This window comes from Paraburkholderia sp. BGA-UO-ETr-F12 (assembly GCF_059567945.1).
The window spans coordinates 101,170-117,757 of record NZ_JCAQOZ010000027.1 but is presented as its reverse complement, the minus strand read 5'-3'; the positions used below and the strand labels follow the sequence as shown (position 1 = coordinate 117,757).

The window sequence follows — 16,588 nt, the reverse complement described above, 5'->3', positions numbered from 1 at the left end:
TTCGCGCCACGGATGAATCCGCAGTCCGCCCCCGGCTCGCGTGCGACACAAAGCATGCGACACGTGTCGCATTTGCTCGACACCTGCACGGCGTGCCCGCCCTGGCAATAACCCGGGGTTGCCGGCTTAACGCCAATAGCCACGCGGCTCCCGCCAAATGGCATCCAATTTGCTTTTAGCTGGCCGCCGGCCTTCGAAGCGGCAAACATAAAACTCAGGAGACAGACGATGAGCGTTACCACCCGGCGCGACTTTCTCAAATGCGCTTCTCTTACCGCCGCGGCGTCGTTCGCCGGTCTGCACGGCCGCTCCGCGCACGCTGCCGAATTCACCCTCAAGTACGCGAACAACCTGCCCGCCACCCATCCGATGAACATCCGCGCGAAGGAAGCCGCAGCGCGCATTGCTTCAGAGAGCAAGGGGCGGGTCGACTTCCAGGTGTATTCGAACAACCAGTTGGGCAGCGATACCGACATGCTGTCGCAGGTCCGCTCCGGTGCGATCGATTACTTCACGCTGTCGCCGCTGATTCTCGGCACCCTCGTGCCCGCCGCGCAGATCACCGGCGTCGGTTTCGCGTTCAAGGACTACGACCAGGTGTGGGCTGCGCTCGACGGTGCACTCGGTGCGCGCGTGCGCCAGGAGATTGCGAAGACCTCGGTGTTCGCGTTCGACAAGATCTGGGACAACGGCTATCGCCAAACCACCACCAGCACCAAGCCGATCCACCTGCCGGGCGACCTGAAGGGCATCAAGCTGCGCGTGCCGATGAGCCCGATCTGGACCTCGATGTTCCAGGCGCTTGGCGCCTCGCCGGCCAGTATCAATTTCTCCGAGGTGTATTCGTCGCTGCAGACGCGGGTTGTGGAAGGTCAGGAGAATCCGCTCGCCACCATCACCGCGGCCAAGCTTTACGAGGTGCAGAAGTATTGCTCGATGACCAATCACATGTGGGACGGCTTCTGGTTCCTCGCGAACAAACAGTCGTTCGCGCGTCTGCCGAAGGATCTGCAAACCATCGTGCAGAACGCCGTCAACGATGCGGCCATGCGGGAACGCACCGACGTCGCCAAATTGAACGCGTCGCTGATGCCGGAGCTGAAAGCAAAGGGCCTGCAGTTCAACGATGTCGATATCAATGCGTTCCGCAGCCAGTTGACCTCAACGGGCTTCTACGCCGACTGGCACAAGAAGTTCGGCGACGACGCGTGGGCCGCCCTCGAAAAATACACCGGCAAACTCGCCTGACGCGCCATGCATCTGACCTTGACGAAGAAACTGGAAAACGACGGCTGGCTCGCGCGCGGCCTGACGACGGCCGTCGATTGGGTGATGCACGGCGTAGGCGCGGTGGCAGCGTTCCTGGTGGTCGCCGAGACGGTGATCCTGCTATGCGGCGTGATCTTTCGTTATGGGCTGGACCAGCCGCTAATCTGGTCCGACGAACTCGCGTCGATCCTGTTTAGCTGGCTGGCCATGCTCGGCGCGGTGCTCGCGTTGCATCGCGGCGCGCATATGCGTCTCACCGCGATCGTCACGCGTTTGCCGGAGAAATGGCGCGGCTGGCTCGAAGCGGTCAGCGCACTCACCGTCTGTACCTTCGTCGCGCTGATCATCACGCCGGCCATCGAGCATATGAACCTGCAGATGCCGGTCAGCACGCCTGCGTTGCAATTGCCGGACGGCTGGCGTTGCGCCGCGCTGCCGGTCGGCGCGGCGTTGATGCTGTTGGCGGCGCTTGCCCGCATCGCGCGTGAAGTGAGCCCGGGACAGTTCGCCGGTGCGTTGCTCACCGCGGGCGTGATCGCTGCCGCGTTATGGATCGCGCAACCCTATCTGCTCGCGCTCGGCAATCTGAACCTGATCGTGTTCTTCGTCGTGCTGGTGGGTTTGTGCGTGGCGGGTGGCGTGCCGATCGCATTCAGCTTCGGCACGGCAACACTCGCCTATCTGGTGCTGATGACACATGCGCCGCTCGGCATTGTCGTGAGCCGGATGGATGAGGGGATGGCGAATCTGGTGCTGCTGTCGGTGCCGTTGTTCGTGTTGCTCGGTGCATTGCTGGAGTTGAGCGGGCTCGCGCGCTGCCTGATCGACTTCATGGCCGCGTTGCTTGGCCACGTGCGCGGTGGTCTGCAATACGTACTGCTCGGTGCGATGTTTCTGGTGTCGGGCATCTCCGGCGCAAAAGCCGCCGACATGGCAGCGATTGCACCCGCGCTGTTCCCCGAAATGCAGCGGCGCGGCGCGAAACCCGAGGAACTGGTCGCGCTGCTGTCGTCAACCGGCGCGATGACGGAAACGATTCCACCGAGCCTTGTGCTGATCACGATCGGTGCGGTGTGCGGCGTATCGATCACCGCGCTGTTCGTCGGCGGAATCATGCCGGCGGTGGTCGCGACCATCGCGATCGGTTTCGTCTGCTGGCGGCGCGCACGGCACGAGCCGGCGAGCAACAGCACACGCGCCCCCTTGCGCACGATTCTGCGGACCTTCGTGATCGCGCTGCCCGCGCTTGCGTTGCCGATGCTGATTCGCGTGGTGGTTATCGAAGGTGCAGCCACTGCCACCGAAGTGTCGACCATCGGTATCGCGTACACGCTGATTGCGGGCGTGCTGCTGCATCTGTGCGGACGGCGGATCGAATGGCGCCGTCTCTACTCGCTGCTGCTCGATACCGCCAGTCTGTCCGGCGCAATTCTGCTGATCATCGGTCTCGCCACCGCGATGGCATGGGCGCTCACGCAATCGGGTTTCTCCGCGTCGCTGGTGGCAGCGATGGAACAGATACCAGGCGGTCCGCGCGCGTTTTTGTGCGTATCGATCGTGTTGTTCGTGGTGCTCGGCAGCGTGCTCGAAGGAATTCCCGCGATCGTGCTGTTCGGCCCGCTGCTGTTTCCGGTGGCTCGCGCGCTCGGGATTCACGACGTTCACTACGCGATGGTCGTGATTCTGTCGATGGGGCTCGGCCTGTTCGCGCCGCCAATGGGCGTGGGTTTCTATGCCGCGTGCGCAATCGGCAAGGTGTCGCCGGACCGGGTCGTGAGCCGCGTGTGGGGTTATCTAGGCGCGCTATTCATCGCGCTGCTGGTGGTCGCGTTCGTGCCGTGGCTGTCGATCGGTTTCCTGAAGTGAATGCGCGTTGACGTTCGTGCTTTGACATCCAGTTTCAAGCCCTTTTTAAGCCGATTTTTTCCCGCTGTTTCCGATCATTCGAGAGTTCGCTGTGAATCTGAATACTGAAACTTCCCGCCGTACCCCGTCTTCCCTCACTCATCCGCGCGTCGCGCTCGTCACCGGCGGTGGCGCGGGCATCGGCGCGGCTATCTCGCAGCAGCTTGCCGAAGCCGGGCACATCGTCTTCATCGGCGACATCAACGCGCATACCGCGAACGATCTTGCCGGTTCGCTGTGCGCAGCCGGGCACGAAGCGTATGCCGTGCAGCTCGACGTGTCGGCGTCGGCTTCGATCGAAGCCGCCTTCAGCACCATCGAGAACCAGTTCGGCCGCTGCGACATCCTGGTGAACAACGCCGGCATCGCCAAGACATTTCCGTTTCTCGACTATCCGGTCGAGCACTGGCGCAAAGTCTTCGACGTGAACGTCACCGGACCCATGCTATGCGGCCAGCACGCTGCGCGGCTGATGCGCAAGAACGGCTGGGGGCGGATCGTGAACATCGCCTCGGTCAGCGGACTGCGCGCGAGTTCGGGCCGAACCGCCTACGGCACGTCGAAGGCCGCCGTGGTCGGACTGACGCGACAGATGGCGATCGAACTCGCCGAATACGGCATCACGACCAACGGCGTGGCGCCGGGGCCGATCGACACCCCGATGACGCTCGATCTGCATTCGCAAGTCGCGCGCGACAACTACACGCGCGCGGTGCCGGCGAAGCGCTACGGCATCCCTGCGGAAATCGCCGCGGTAGTCCAGTTCCTGTGTTCCGAACAGGCGTCGTATGTGAACGGGCAGACGGTGCCGGTGGATGGCGGCTTCATGGCCGCAGGCGTGCTGGAGATTTAGGAGGACGGCGCCCGCGCGCTATGCCGGGCGCCGCCTCCGGTGCTCAAGCCGTTTGTGACAGGCATCAGCGCGTGGCGGGCGGCAGCGCAGCCAGCCGCAAACGCTCGACGCCTTCCGCGAGCGCAAGCGTCGACTGTTGCCCATCACGCATGCGAATGCTGATCGTCCGGTCGCGCTCGTCGCGGGAGCCGACCGCGACAAAAATCGGCACCTGCTTTTCACGTGCGTCGACGATCTTCTTTTCGAGCCGCTCCGGCCGGCCATCGAGCAGCGCGCGGATGCCGGCGTCTTCAAGCGCTTGCATCACTTCTTGCGCGTAGGCCGCATTCGCATCGCTGATCGTCGCGACCACGACCTGTTCCGGCGCGAGCCATACCGGCAGCCATCCTTCATGATGTTCGAGCAGCATCGCAATAAAACGCTCCATGCTGCCGAGTACCGCATGATGAATCATCACCGGCCGCTCACGTTCGTTGCGCTCATTGACGAACTCCGCATCGAGCCGTCCGGGCAACACGAAATCGAGCTGGATCGTGCCGCATTGCCAGCTGCGTTCACGGCTGTCCGTCAGATGAAACTCCAGTTTCGGGCCGTAGAATGCGCCCTCTCCTTCGAGCACGTCGAATTCGAGGCCCGCTGCACGCGCTGCATTGGCGAGCGCCTCTTCCGCACGATTCCACGTTTGATCGTTGCCCGCCCGCATCGCGGGCCGCGTGGCCAGCGCGACTTTGAAAGCGGGGAAACCAAGGTCCGCATAGACCGCACGCAAAAGCGCACAGAAGCGGCCGACTTCGGCTTCGATATGCGCCTCCGTGCAGAACACATGCGCGTCGTCCTGCACGAATGCACGCGTACGCTTGAGGCCTTCGAGCGAGCCCGAAGGTTCGTCACGATGACACGCGCCGAACTCGCTATAGCGAACCGGCAATTCGCGATACGAGCGCACGCGCTGGTTGAACACCTGCACGTGACACGGACAACTCATCGGCTTCAGACACAGCGCGCGCCCTTCTTCCGCGTCGGCGAGCGAATACATCGCCGCGCCGAACTTCTCCCAATGGCCGCTTTTTTCCCACAACGAGCGCGCCAGCAATTGCGGCGTGCGGATCTCGCGAAAGCCCGCGCGCCGCATGCGGGCGCGAATGTAGTCCTCCAGCACGCGGTAAAGTTCCCAGCCGCGTGGGTGCCAGAAAACCATGCCCGCACCTTCTTCCTGCTGATGGAAGAGGTCGAGTTTGTTGCCCAGTACGCGATGGTCGATGTCGTTCATGATGACGCTCCATTGGGTTTGATGTTGCAGTTACTGCAGATCGGTACCGCAAACGGAGGTCCAGAAACGCCGAAGGCCCCGTCCGTTTCCGGCGGGGCCTTTGGTGGTTTGCCACAGTTTCCTGCTTCTAGCGTGCGCAACCTCCAGACGACCCGCCTGTAAAGGTGGTCGTCGTGGTGGTGACGGCAGCGAAGGGAATCGAGTGGAAGTCCATGGATCGACAGTAAACGATTTTATGGCGGGAGGTCAATCGCGATTTCGACCAGCGTCGGTTTGCGTTCGGCTGTGCGTCAAGGTCAACCATAAACCGGCGTCGCCTCGTATGGGCGCAAGGCGCCGCCGATGCGGGAATGGGTGCTCGATTGTCTCGGCGACAGTGAGAAACACCATCGCGAATGGATATCGCGAGTGACGCGGCAACCCATGTCACTACCCGGAACTTTCAGTCCCACGTACTATAGCGAGTAGAAGATTGGCCGCCATGTTTGGCGGCTCCTGCACTCCGCACTTCAGACCAACCGAGTACTTCGCCTTGACCATCCATATCCGCCCCGCCCAGGCAGCCGATTCCGCGCTGATTCTTCGCTTTATCACCGAACTCGCGGTGTACGAAAAAGCAGAACACGAAGTTGTCGCGACCGTTAAAGACATCGAAGCAAGCCTGTTCTCAGCGACCTCATCCGCGAAGGCGCTGATCTGCGAAATGAACGGCGAGCCGATCGGCTTTAGCGTGTACTTCTTCTCTTATTCGACGTGGCTCGGCAAACACGGGCTTTATCTGGAAGACCTGTACATATCGCCGGCCGCGCGCGGCAGCGGCGCGGGCAAGCAGATGCTGCGCCACCTCGCCCGGATTGCGTGCGAGAGCGGCTGCGGCCGCTTCGAATGGAGCGTGCTGGACTGGAACGAGCCGGCGATCGGCTTCTATGAGTCGATCGGTGCAAGCGCACAAAGCGAATGGGTCCGCTACCGGCTGGCGGGCGACGCGCTCACGGCGTTTGCGGAAGGCAACAGGTAAGACACGCGTGCATTCGAACCGACACCTCGCCAGGTAGCGAGTTATGCGCGCCTTGTTTGCGGACCGGTCAGCCTCCCGACCCGCTCGCCGCCGGTTCGACTTCAAATGCATCGCCCGTCGCGAAGAATGTGCCGCCGGCCACGTAGTGGCATGTGCGCAGATTGGGATCGTCGCCGAAGTGCCAGCGGTTGTTCGAATAGACCCGGCTGTCCGCGTAGGCGGCAACCACTTCGCCGATAATCAGATCGTGCCGCTGGCTATCGTCCGGGATCACCTTGCATTCCATCCACGTGATGCAGCCGGCCAGCATCGGCACGTCGATTTGCTGTGCCGGGAAGGTCTCGAGATCGAAGGCCGAGAACTTGTCGAGTTCGGTGCCCGCGTTCGTGCCCACCGCCAGCGTCTGCGCCGCAAATCCACGGCTCGGCAGTTGCAGTCCGAACACGCCGCTCGCTTCGATCAGTTGCCGGGTGAGCGTGCGGCTGTCCACCACTACTACGACTTTCGGCGGCGTGAAATCGAGCGGCATGGCCCACGATGCCGCCATCACATTCGAACGGCCACCGTGCGCGCTGGTAATGATCGTGACGGGGCCATGATTCAGCAATTGCGTGGCGCGCGACAAGGCGACGGGTTCCCGGGTGATTTTCATACGTGCTGTTCCGCGTCAAATGGATCAGGCAGATTGTAGCGGGGACACGCAAAGCGAGTGGCGCAGCGTCATGAGCGCCATGAGGGCGAGCCGCCGTACCCGCCGGATCGGCGTCGTTTCCACATGCGAGCGCTATGTCCCGCCGATCCAGGCGAGAATGCAAAACTGCCACAGATCATTGGAGAGACCGTGCGTATCGTCTGCTTGCACACCGCCAACAGCAACATCGCCATATTCGACGCGGCCGCCCGCGCCGCCGGCTACGAGTCGCTCGAGCTTGTGCATGTCGTCCGCGCGGACTTGCTCGCGGCCGCTGAGCGCGCCGGTGGGTTGACCGGCGAGATCGCGGCGCAAACCCGCGAGGTACTCCTCACGCTCACGAACAATGCAGACGCCGTGTTGCTCAACTGTTCGACGCTCGGCCCGTCAGTGGACGACGGCCTCGTCGCACAGGCCGCTCCGGTGCCCGTTTTGCGGGCCGATGCCGCGCTGGCTCAATGCGCAGTGGAAAGTGGCGGCAAGGTTGTCGTGCTGTGCACCGTATCCACCACACTCGACCCGACCACACACCTATTTGCTCAAGCCGCCACGCTTACCACAGCGAGCGTCGAGGTTCGGTTGATTAGCGGCGCCTGGGAGTGTTTTAAAGCGGGCGACACGGCGGGCTATCTGTCTACAATCGCCGCCGCTACGGATACCGCCTACGAAAATGGCGCGGATGTCGTGGCGTTTGCGCAAACATCGATGGCGGGCGCAGCCTTGCTGGTCGCGCACGGAAAGAAACCGCTGACCACGCCGGCGATTGCCCTCGCCGCCGCGGTGCACGCGGCCACGCTTGCTGCCCGAATAAAATAGAGATCGGCAGATTGGCGGCCGAAGCGTTGAGCGGCAGCCGACCGGCTGCCGCTCAAGCATTCCGTCAACCAATGCTCAATGTGCTTTGCCGTTAGGCATGGCGTCCAACGGTTTGTGCTGTTCTTCGCCGAGTCCCGGGAAAAATGCGTTCCATGCGGCGCGCACCCCTTGAGCCGCAGTGGCCTCGGCGCCGATCGATTCGGCCTCGCCATCGGCCGCTTTCGACGGGTCGGCGGACAGGCCGCGCCAGTGCGTGAACACCAGCAACGGTTTTTCGGTCCACACGCCGTCGCCATATTTCGCAAATGCCGTGTCTCCGCTCGTCAACTGCACCTCGTACCAGCCTTCGCGGACAGGTTCATGGGCAGCAAGCTCAAACCAGGCGGTCGGTTCGATTTCCTTCATGTTGTCTCCAGTCAGATAGATCGTCATAGATAAGCACAACAAAGGCATGCTTCATGCCCGAACCCGGCAGCGGCCGGGCCAGCCGGGCGCCGCGTGTCATGCGATATGGCAGGGCGGTGCGCTGGGCATGACCTGCGGGCAATTCGTCGACGTCGCGCACTTTCGAATTGCCGCGCATAAACGACACGATAGCGCGACATGGGCCATGCGGACAAACGTAAAAACTTACACGGCGCGCTTGTGTGCTGTTGCGCTCGTCGATCCGCCTGTCGACCTGCTTTCCGCCCTATTTGCCAAGGCGCCGCCCGACTCGCCTGCCATCGCGCGCGCCAGCCTGACCAGAACCCGCACAGCCGGCGCCAGTTGCCCGGCCGGCGTGCTGCCATAGCCGATCACAAGTCCGTTTGCCTCGTCGCGCTGCTGCAATGCAAAACCCGACAGTGCACGCGGATTGAGCCGCTCGGCCAGCGCGCGTGCGGCGAGGGTCCGATCGGAAATAGACGGCGGCAAGCGCAGCGTCAGATGCATGCCGCAATTGCCGCCCAGAATCGGCGACGGCGCGAAGTGTTCGGCGAGCGCATCGCGTAGCGCCTGCTGGCGCTCCCGGTACAAACGCCGCATGCGGCCCAGATGCCGCCCGAATTCGCCGCTGTCGATGAAATGCGCCAGCGCCAGTTGCTCCAGACGATGTCCGCCACGCAATGTCTCCTGCAACGCCACGGCAGTGTGCGCGGCAATGGCGCGCGGCAACACCACGAAGCCGATGCGCAAGGCCGGAAACATGGTTTTGCTGAATGAGCCGACGTACAGAACCGGCGCGTCGTCGACCAGCCCCTGCATGCTGGCGATCGGCTCGCCGGTGTGGCGGAATTCGCCGTCGTAGTCGTCTTCGATCAGCCAGGCGCCGCAGCGGCGCGCCTGGGCGATCAACTCGAGCCGACGCGCCACCGAGAGCACCGCACCGGTTGGATACTGATGGGCGGGCGACGTGTAGATCAGCCTGGGCGGATGTGTGTCCCATGCGTCGGGCGGCACCGCGATGCCTTCCGGGTCCACCGGCATCGGCACCGTAGTCAGATCGCCGAGATTGAACGCCGCCTTGGCGCCGCGATAGCCCGGATCTTCCACCCACGCGATGTCGCCCGGATTGGTGAACAGCCGCACGCACAGGTTCAGCGCCTCCTGCGCGCCTTCGGTAATGATCACCTGCGAGCCCTCGCAGCGCACGCCGCGCGCCATCCGCAAATGCCCGGCGATCGCGTCGCGCAGTGCCGGCTCGCCGGTCGGGTCGCCGTAGCCGAGCGCCATTGGCAGCGCACGCTCCATCGAGCGTTCCAGCGCACGCCGCCAGGCGGCCACAGGAAAACGATCCAGCGCGGGAGTGCCGGGAGTCATCGGCAAGGTGTTGTCGACGTGGGTGCGCGTTGCCGTGAATTGCTCGACGCGTGCCGCGCAGGCGACGTTCGGCGCGGGCGGCAGGGTTTGCGGTTCACCGCGTGCCGCCGGACTCGAGAGCGGGCTCACGCGTGTGCCCTTTTTGTCGGCCACCACATAGCCAACCGCGGCCAGATGCTCGTACGCGATCACCACGGTATTGCGCGACACGCCCATCTCCGCGGCCAGCAGGCGTGACGACGGTAGCAGCGACCCGGCCGGCAGGCGCCCAGCGAGGATGGCCTGCTGCAAACGCTCAATCAGTTGTTTTTGCAGGGGCACGGACTTTTCGCCGCTGCCGGCGGCCGGATTGGCGAGCGGACCAATGATCTCGATCATCGTGGCTGGACCTACCAAATGCTGTTCTGCTGGATCTTTTTAACATACCACGTTTACCGTATCGTTTCTCCGTAAGCAACGACGATCCCCTATTCACAGGACAACACACATGGAACCCAGACATAACGCTTTCGGGCAGCCGATCGGCGCCCCCGTGCCGGGTTGGAAAGGCGCTCAAGCACCCAGCCGTGAGCCGCTGCTGGGCTGCTATTCCCGGATCGAACCGGTGGACGTGGAGCGCCATGCGGCGGACCTGTACGAGGCGTATAGCTCGGCGGCCGACGCCCGCGACTGGACCTATCTGGCGGTTGGCCCGTTTGAGAGCCTTGCCGCGTATCGCGAACATCTGACGCGCATGGCTGCATCGCCGGATCCCCTGCACTACGCGGTGATCGATCTCGCGTCCGGGAAGGCCGTCGGCACACTCGCGCTGATGCGCATCGACCGCGCGAACGGCGTGATCGAAGTCGGGCACGTCACTTTTTCGCCGCTCCTGAAGCGCACGCGCGTTGCCACGGAAGCGATGTTCCTGCTCATGCGCCATGTGTTCGACGAGCTCGGCTATCGCCGCTTCGAATGGAAGTGCGATTCGCTCAATGGGCCGTCGCGCAGAGCGGCGTTGCGCTATGGCTTTACGTTCGAAGGCATCTTCCGGCAGGCGATCGTGTATCACGAACGCAATCGCGACACCGCGTGGTTTTCGATTATCGACAGTGAATGGCCCGCGCTGCGCCCGAGCTATGTACGCTGGCTCGATGCCGGCAACTTCGACGCGCAGGGCAAGCAGGTTGAACGCCTGGTGGATCTGATCGCGCGGGAACGGGCAGCGGCCAGTGAAGGCGGTCAATAAGACGGTCTGTACGGCGGTCAATAAGACAGCCGGTTCACACGCCGGCCGAGTGTCGGCGCGTGAACCGCGCATATGCCGCGCGACGATTCAGGCAATGCCAGCCGCTCGCCGCAGCACGATGGTTGGTTTGCCTTTATACGTCGTCCGATGTTGCTCGCGATAACCGCACTTGTGCGCGACACGCAATGACGGCTGGTTTTCCGGCGCGATGATGCAGACAGTCTCGCCGTCGGGCCATTGCGCGTCGGCCCACGCAAGTGCCGCACGCACCGCTTCGGTCGCGTAGCCGCGATTGTGGACGGCGGGGTCGAGTGCCCAACCGATCTCAGGTGTGTTCATCAACGAAGGTTCGATATCGCGGTGGTAGTCGGCAAAGCCGACTTCACCCAGGAACCGGCCGCTGTCCTTTTCCCGCACCACCCAGTAGCCGTATCCCAGCATCGCCCAATGTCCGGCGTAACGCAGCAGGCGCGCCCAGACCTCTTCACGTGTGAACGGCTTGCCGCCGATGTAGCGGATCACCTCGGGATCGGACCACATCGCGTAGCTCTCGAGGAAATCGTCGCGTGTGTGCGGACGCATGGTCAGACGGTCGGTGGTGAGGAGCGTGGGGTGGGTGGGCATGGGTGGCTGGGGTTGGCGTGGTGGCTTGGAAAATTAGGTGTTTGCTGTGCGTAGATTTTAACAACGCCACCGTCGCTTGGTCGCGCAAAAAAATTGCCAGCCAGGTTAGCTCAGTGACGATGCACAGGCCATCTTTTCATCACCCGATTTTGCAACCACATCCTATTAATATAGGCACCCTAAATAATGGTATGTTTACGGTCCCGCTCCTGCAGAGGTTGACGTACCTCGTTCAGGAATAGCTCAACCAAAATAGCCCGCAACAACTTCTCGCAAGCTATCGCACTGCAGGGAGGTATCTGATTGCGGCAAAACGCGGCGAGGCCAAACACCAAGATGATTGTCGAACAACACACCATTGACATTCTGGATCGCTACAGCGACGTTGCTCCGTTTGTAGACTCAGTCAATAAGGCAGCGGACAGCGATAAAAATGCGCTCGGGTTCTTCCCGTCACGCGTCTTTGAAGACTTCGCCCGGAAAGAACAACTCTTCGTCGCGGTAGAACGCCATGCAAATAGCATGTCATATGCGGGTCACTTACTATTTGAAGCCAGACATCCGAAAGGACGAGTACGACAGATTTTTGTCGCGCCGGCGCTCAGAAAACATGGAATAGCAACTCGCCTATTGCGGCACCTCAAAAAATATCTGACAAACCACGCTTTCATTTCCATGTATGCACGTGTGGCAGAAGATCTCAGTCAGGCCAACAAATTCTGGGAAGAGCAAGGTTTCTATGTGCAGAGCATCGTAAGAGGCGGCGAAACAAGAAACCGCACGATCGTCGTCCGCAGCCATGAGTTGGACTCGCCACAATTGTTTGCGACAAGCGGGCTCAGCGCCGCCGATCCCTTGGGTTTGAGTTCGGCATACGGCGCAACGACTCCCCTCTTCCTGCTGGACCTGAACGTCCTTTTCGACCTGGGTCCGCGCAGACGTAGAAACGAAGAAATCCTTGACCTGTTTCGAATTGAAAGAGCCGGTTCCTGCCAGTTGGCCCTGAGCACCGAAATTACGGATGAACTCACCCGCACAGCACGCGTTGGGATAACAGATCCGATGCTGGCGTATGCGCGCATATTCCCCTCTTTTCCTACTCCGAGTGCGGAGGAGTGGAATGCACTCAAGCCGGTATTGGCCTCTATCGTATTCCCGGAACGCTATCGGGCCAATACATTAAGCGATAACGACGTTTCCGATCTACGACATTTGGCCACCGCTATCCAGAACGGGCTCACCGGCCTCGTCACAAATGATTCGTCGATACTGAACGCCGCCGCGAGACTGCACGAGCGATGCGGAATCCAGGTAATCTCGCCCGGCGCTTTCAAAGACTTGAACACTGGCGAAACGAGAGAAGAAGTGTTTCAAACCAGCGCAAATGACGCACTCTCAATCGCGTCCGTTACTCAGACAGACGAAGCCGAGGTTCGTCGGCTTTTATCCCGGCTCGGAATACCGGTCGCTGCCCTTGTCGCCGAGTGGGCTGCGATCGACTCGAATGAACGAGTCTGCAACCGTCATGGCGTTTGGTCCAACGGCATCCTGGTGGGATACCTTATGTGGCCTAGGGTAATCGCTGGCGTCGATCTCAATGCTCACGTGGCCATTGATGAAACTCAACCCGGTGCGATGCATGCAGCTCGCCTTCTGCTTGGACACCTGATAGAACAAGCTATGGCGGAAGGCACTTCCCGAATCAGACTGACCTTTCCTGCGCAGCAGGCGCAAGTCCGCGAGGTGGCGGCCGGGCTGGGCTTCGGCGGATTGCCGGGCCAAACATCGCTAACCAAGATTGCCCTTGGACGCGTCGTCACGACATCGAACTGGTCGGACTGCAAAGATTGCCTTTTTCAGGCAGCCCGTGTGCGCCTTCCCGATACGCCACCGGTATATCGGGACGTTGACCAGCAGGTTCGCCTCGTCAGACCTGATGGAAACGTAGGACATGCCTCCTTGATGACGCTAGAAACGCTTCTCTCGCCTGCACTCTTTTGCCTACCCGGACGAACGGCCGTGATTTCTCCGGTGCGACACGAGTTTGCAGAGGACTTATTGGCTCATTCGCCTCAAAAAAGCCTCCTTCCGCACGCCCGAGCGAGACTATACAAAGAGCGTCACTATTTGAGCGGCTCCGCGACGCTCAGACACTTTAAGCGTGGTAACCTCATCTTGTTCTACGAATCCGCGAAGAACAAAGGTCTCGGCGCCATTGTCGCGATCGCGCGCGTACGGCACGCGTATTTGAAATCCCAAGAAGCGATGGAAAATTCGGACCTCGATCCGTCAGTTCTCGACTCCGCTGGGCTCGAAACGATTGGTCGATCCAAGACGAAAACCGTCACGGTGTTTGACAATATTATCTGCCTTGAACGTCCAGTTCCGCTCGCCACATTGCGGCTACTGGGTTGCGGCAGTCCGCAAGATCTGCTTACCACGCACGCGATCAATGATGCACAGCTTCAAGGAATCCTCCAGGAAGGATTTGTCAATGGAACATCCAGAACACGTACTTATTTCGCTTGAGGAACGGCACGCCGAAAACATCCTTGCCGGCACCAAGCATGTGGAACTTCGGCGCCGTGCAATGAACGTGAAAGCGGGTACCGTAGTATGGATTTACGTCAAGTTACCGGTTGGCCGTGTGATCGGTTGTGCCAAGGTGAGCGCGGCCCATTCGCTTGCGCCCACTACGCTATGGCGGCGATTTTCGAGTGTGTGCGGCATCACCCGGCGCGAATTCTTCGACTACTTCGACGGGTTATCCAAGGGCTTCGCTTTGGGCTTGTACGAACCACAACGACTCTCCGGCACCATTTCGCTGACGGAGTTAAGGGCGGTATCGGCGGGCTTTCAACCTCCGCAGTTCTTTATTCGCATTGCACCCGACAGTCCGCTCCTTCACGCTATTGAAGGCAAACGCGTCTAGTCGGCGCTTATCGCGAACGTGCGCGATGTGGGGTCTACGTCGGCCTAACGGCCTGAACCTTCTCTTGCCGACCGCAGCTCAAGCAGAGCGCCGTGCGCTATCCCGCAGACCCAGCGGATGCCACGGACCGTCTTGCAAATTCATGAAGCCCCCCCTTCACGCCAACTCAAGAAACCGCGCCAGACACGGATTGCGATTAGCCGGCGACCACGCCAGCACCTGCTCGATCAGCGGCGCATCGACCAGCGGCCGGAACACCACGCCCGCGAGTTGCGCCTTACGCATCGAGGCTGGCACGAGCGCCACCCCTACGCCTTCTTCGACGAGACTGAGCACGGTCTGCTGCAACTGCACTTCAAAGCGGATATCCGGTTCGAAGCCGCCCGAGCGGCAATGCTCGAGGATCGTTGCGCGCAAGCTCGGCGCGACTTCCTCCAACGCCAGCACGAACGGCTCGGCCGCCAGTTGCGCGATCGCCAGACGCCGTGCGCGCGCTCGCGGATGGTTGCGCGACAATGCCACGCACAAAGGCTCGCGCAGAATCGTCCGTGTCGCGATGCCCTTGTCGGGCACGCCAGGAAACATGATCGCCGCGTCGATCTGCCCGGACAGCACCTGCGCGGCCAGATCGTTCGACACGACTTCGCGCAGATTCAATGCGACCTCGGGAAACGCCGCGCCGAACGCGCGCGCATAGCCAGGCACGACGTTGTACGCGGCACACATCGTAAAACCGATGGCCAGCTTGCCGGCGTCGCCGTGCGCCGCCGCCTGGGCATTGCTGACCGCCTGCTCCACCGACGCAAGGATCGCCTTCGCATCGGCGTAAAAGCGCTCGCCTGCCGCGGTCAGCGTGACACTGCGCGGACTGCGCTCGAGCAGCGTCACACCGAGACTCGCCTCCAGCGCCGCCAGTTGCCGGCTCAACGGCGGCTGCGACAGATTCAGGCGCGCCGCCGCACGGCCGAAATGTCGCGTCTCGGCGAGTGTCACGAAGTAGCGCAACGGCTTGATATCGATCACGACGCCCTCGGGCTGATTGACGATGCAGAAAAGGTATTATTGGACTAAAAAAACAGTATTGGATTGTATCAACGCAAGCCACTACGCTGGCGCATCGTTCTCCGCGCCCCTACCTTTTGCACCGATGTTAGCCACTCTAGAGATTCTTCTTCCCGTATTCGGCCTGATTTTCGCGGGCTTTGCCTGCCGCCGGCGCGGCGTGCTCGGACCGAACAGCGCGTCCGAACTAAACCGCTTCGTTGTATGGCTGGCATTGCCGGCGCTGCTGTTCGACACCATGGCGCATGCCACGTGGCAGCAGCTCTATCAACCGGCCTTCGTCGCGGCATTTTCGATCGGTTGCCTCGGCGCGTTTCTGCCGATTCTCGCCATCCGTATGTTCAGCGGCCGGCATCTGGCTGACGCGAGCGTCGACGCCATTGCGGCGTCGTATCCGAACACCGGCTACATCGGCTTTCCGCTCGGCATGATCGCGTTCGGCCCGGCCAGCCTGACGCCGACCACGATCGCCACGATCCTCGTCGCGTGCGTGCTGTTTGCGCTTGCCATCGTGCTGATCGAAGTCGGCTTGCAGACCGAACGCACGCCGCACAAGCTGGGGCTGAAAGTGCTGGGCTCGCTGGCGCGCAATCCGTTGATCGTGTCGCCGATTGCGGGCGTGCTGCTGGCGGCCACTCACGTCGCATTGCCGCAAAGCGCGGAGACCTTTCTGAAGCTGTTGAGCGGCGCTGCCAGTCCGTGTGCGCTGGTCAGCCTTGGCCTGTTCCTCGCAGAAAAACGTCCATCGTCCGAAACCGGCACCGGCACCGGCACCGGCACGCGCGGCATCGCGTTGCTGCTGAGCGGCGTCAAGCTCCTGGGGCAGCCGGCGCTGACCTGGTGGCTCGCGGCGCGCGTGTTCGGGCTCTCGTCCGCGCTGGTCGAAATGGCCGTCGTGCTGGCCGCGCTGCCCACCGGCACCGGCCCGTTCATGCTGGCCGAGTTCTACCGCCGCGAGGCGCACATCACCTCCCGCACGATCTTGCTGTCGACGGTGGGATCGGTGGCGACCTTGTCGTTGCTGCTGCTGGTGATGGGGCATCGCACGTAGGCGAAACGCGCGGAATATTCACCCTTGCATGCCTCGCGCTATGCTTCGCACACGGACCATCCGGGTCCA

The 16,588-nt window shown here is 61.9% G+C and carries 16 protein-coding genes; 9 read left to right on the top strand and 7 right to left on the bottom strand.

Features of this window, described 5'->3' with window-relative positions:
- Nucleotides 1-228 precede the first annotated feature (228 nt).
- The 3 genes from AC57B6_RS11485 (at nt 229) to AC57B6_RS11475 (ending at nt 4,027) form a co-directional block, all read left to right on the top strand.
- A complete protein-coding gene (locus AC57B6_RS11485; protein WP_496421358.1) occupies nt 229-1,248 on the top strand; it encodes a TRAP transporter substrate-binding protein in 1,020 nt (339 codons plus the stop codon).
- Between the two features lie 6 nt (nt 1,249-1,254).
- A complete protein-coding gene (locus AC57B6_RS11480; protein ID WP_030099380.1) occupies nt 1,255-3,135 on the top strand; it encodes a TRAP transporter large permease in 1,881 nt (626 codons plus the stop codon).
- A gap of 91 nt (nt 3,136-3,226) precedes the next feature.
- Nucleotides 3,227-4,027 carry an SDR family NAD(P)-dependent oxidoreductase gene (locus AC57B6_RS11475; protein ID WP_244207629.1) on the top strand — a complete coding sequence of 267 codons (801 nt, stop codon included), beginning with the start codon at nt 3,227-3,229 and terminating at the stop codon, nt 4,025-4,027.
- 64 nt (nt 4,028-4,091) lie between these two features.
- Here AC57B6_RS11475 and thrS read toward each other — a convergent pair whose 3' ends face one another.
- Nucleotides 4,092-5,297 carry a threonine--tRNA ligase gene (thrS, locus tag AC57B6_RS11470; RefSeq protein WP_106356250.1) on the bottom strand — a complete coding sequence of 402 codons (1,206 nt, stop codon included), beginning with the start codon at nt 5,295-5,297 and terminating at the stop codon, nt 4,092-4,094.
- Nucleotides 5,298-5,829: 532 nt separating this feature from the next.
- Between thrS and AC57B6_RS11465 the strand changes: the two genes are divergently transcribed.
- Nucleotides 5,830-6,315, top strand: a complete 486-nt coding sequence (locus tag AC57B6_RS11465; protein WP_496421357.1) for a GNAT family N-acetyltransferase — start codon at nt 5,830-5,832, stop codon at nt 6,313-6,315.
- Between the two features lie 67 nt (nt 6,316-6,382).
- On the opposite strand, the gene AC57B6_RS11460 is transcribed toward AC57B6_RS11465, so the two are convergent.
- Entirely contained in the window at nt 6,383-6,967 is a 585-nt protein-coding gene (locus AC57B6_RS11460) for a flavin reductase family protein (RefSeq protein WP_028195867.1), read from the bottom strand.
- A 189-nt stretch (nt 6,968-7,156) separates the two neighbouring features.
- On the opposite strand from AC57B6_RS11460, the gene AC57B6_RS11455 reads away from it, so the two are divergent.
- Nucleotides 7,157-7,822 (top strand): aspartate/glutamate racemase family protein, encoded by a 666-nt coding sequence (locus AC57B6_RS11455; RefSeq protein WP_496421356.1) that lies wholly within the window; start codon nt 7,157-7,159, stop codon nt 7,820-7,822.
- Nucleotides 7,823-7,897: 75 nt separating this feature from the next.
- Here AC57B6_RS11455 and AC57B6_RS11450 read toward each other — a convergent pair whose 3' ends face one another.
- The 3 genes from AC57B6_RS11450 to pdxR are packed head-to-tail and all read right to left on the bottom strand — an operon-like array spanning nt 7,898 to nt 10,000.
- Nucleotides 7,898-8,227 carry a hypothetical protein gene (locus AC57B6_RS11450; protein WP_028195869.1) on the bottom strand — a complete coding sequence of 110 codons (330 nt, stop codon included), beginning with the start codon at nt 8,225-8,227 and terminating at the stop codon, nt 7,898-7,900.
- Entirely contained in the window at nt 8,196-8,405 is a 210-nt protein-coding gene (locus tag AC57B6_RS11445; RefSeq protein WP_149029735.1) for a hypothetical protein, read from the bottom strand. The genes AC57B6_RS11450 and AC57B6_RS11445 overlap by 32 nt, the downstream gene beginning before the upstream one ends.
- A 47-nt stretch (nt 8,406-8,452) precedes the next feature.
- Nucleotides 8,453-10,000, bottom strand: coding sequence for a MocR-like pyridoxine biosynthesis transcription factor PdxR (gene pdxR / locus AC57B6_RS11440; RefSeq protein WP_496421355.1), 1,548 nt, complete (start codon nt 9,998-10,000; stop codon nt 8,453-8,455).
- 109 nt (nt 10,001-10,109) lie between these two features.
- On the opposite strand from pdxR, the gene AC57B6_RS11435 reads away from it, so the two are divergent.
- On the top strand, nt 10,110-10,850 hold the full coding sequence (locus AC57B6_RS11435) for a GNAT family N-acetyltransferase (RefSeq protein WP_496421354.1): 741 nt from the start codon (nt 10,110-10,112) through the stop codon (nt 10,848-10,850).
- Nucleotides 10,851-10,937: 87 nt separating this feature from the next.
- On the opposite strand, the gene AC57B6_RS11430 is transcribed toward AC57B6_RS11435, so the two are convergent.
- Complete coding sequence (locus AC57B6_RS11430; RefSeq protein WP_281662744.1) at nt 10,938-11,474, bottom strand: GNAT family N-acetyltransferase; 537 nt, start codon at nt 11,472-11,474, stop codon at nt 10,938-10,940.
- A 336-nt stretch (nt 11,475-11,810) separates the two neighbouring features.
- Between AC57B6_RS11430 and AC57B6_RS11425 the strand changes: the two genes are divergently transcribed.
- Both AC57B6_RS11425 and AC57B6_RS11420 read left to right on the top strand, forming a co-directional pair.
- Entirely contained in the window at nt 11,811-14,003 is a 2,193-nt protein-coding gene (locus tag AC57B6_RS11425; RefSeq protein WP_281662745.1) for a GNAT family N-acetyltransferase, read from the top strand.
- Nucleotides 13,969-14,406, top strand: a complete 438-nt coding sequence (locus tag AC57B6_RS11420; protein ID WP_106356242.1) for an ASCH domain-containing protein — start codon at nt 13,969-13,971, stop codon at nt 14,404-14,406. The genes AC57B6_RS11425 and AC57B6_RS11420 overlap by 35 nt, the downstream gene beginning before the upstream one ends.
- A 156-nt stretch (nt 14,407-14,562) precedes the next feature.
- Here the strand turns inward: AC57B6_RS11420 and AC57B6_RS11415 are convergent, their stop codons facing one another.
- Nucleotides 14,563-15,429: a LysR family transcriptional regulator gene (locus tag AC57B6_RS11415; RefSeq protein ID WP_028195872.1), complete on the bottom strand. Its 867-nt coding sequence runs from the start codon at nt 15,427-15,429 to the stop codon at nt 14,563-14,565.
- A 124-nt stretch (nt 15,430-15,553) separates the two neighbouring features.
- Here AC57B6_RS11415 and AC57B6_RS11410 point away from each other — a divergent pair, with 124 nt between their 5' ends.
- Nucleotides 15,554-16,519 (top strand): AEC family transporter, encoded by a 966-nt coding sequence (locus AC57B6_RS11410; protein WP_496421353.1) that lies wholly within the window; start codon nt 15,554-15,556, stop codon nt 16,517-16,519.
- The last annotated feature ends 69 nt before the right edge of the window (nt 16,520-16,588 follow it).

What these genes read in the sequence shown, in the direction of transcription:
- AC57B6_RS11485 (WP_496421358.1), top strand. Translation starts at nt 229, where the DNA reads ATGAGCGTTACCACCCGGCGCGACTTTCTCAAATGCGCTTCTCTTACC.
- AC57B6_RS11460 (WP_028195867.1), bottom strand. Translation starts at nt 6,967, where the DNA reads ATGAAAATCACCCGGGAACCCGTCGCCTTGTCGCGCGCCACGCAATTG.
- AC57B6_RS11450 (WP_028195869.1), bottom strand. Translation starts at nt 8,227, where the DNA reads ATGAAGGAAATCGAACCGACCGCCTGGTTTGAGCTTGCTGCCCATGAA.
- pdxR (WP_496421355.1), bottom strand. Translation starts at nt 10,000, where the DNA reads ATGATCGAGATCATTGGTCCGCTCGCCAATCCGGCCGCCGGCAGCGGC.
- AC57B6_RS11410 (WP_496421353.1), top strand. Translation starts at nt 15,554, where the DNA reads ATGTTAGCCACTCTAGAGATTCTTCTTCCCGTATTCGGCCTGATTTTC.
- AC57B6_RS11480 (WP_030099380.1), top strand. Translation starts at nt 1,255, where the DNA reads ATGCATCTGACCTTGACGAAGAAACTGGAAAACGACGGCTGGCTCGCG.
- AC57B6_RS11445 (WP_149029735.1), bottom strand. Translation starts at nt 8,405, where the DNA reads ATGCGCGGCAATTCGAAAGTGCGCGACGTCGACGAATTGCCCGCAGGT.
- AC57B6_RS11425 (WP_281662745.1), top strand. Translation starts at nt 11,811, where the DNA reads ATGATTGTCGAACAACACACCATTGACATTCTGGATCGCTACAGCGAC.
- AC57B6_RS11435 (WP_496421354.1), top strand. Translation starts at nt 10,110, where the DNA reads ATGGAACCCAGACATAACGCTTTCGGGCAGCCGATCGGCGCCCCCGTG.
- AC57B6_RS11430 (WP_281662744.1), bottom strand. Translation starts at nt 11,474, where the DNA reads ATGCCCACCCACCCCACGCTCCTCACCACCGACCGTCTGACCATGCGT.
- AC57B6_RS11420 (WP_106356242.1), top strand. Translation starts at nt 13,969, where the DNA reads ATGGAACATCCAGAACACGTACTTATTTCGCTTGAGGAACGGCACGCC.
- thrS (WP_106356250.1), bottom strand. Translation starts at nt 5,297, where the DNA reads ATGAACGACATCGACCATCGCGTACTGGGCAACAAACTCGACCTCTTC.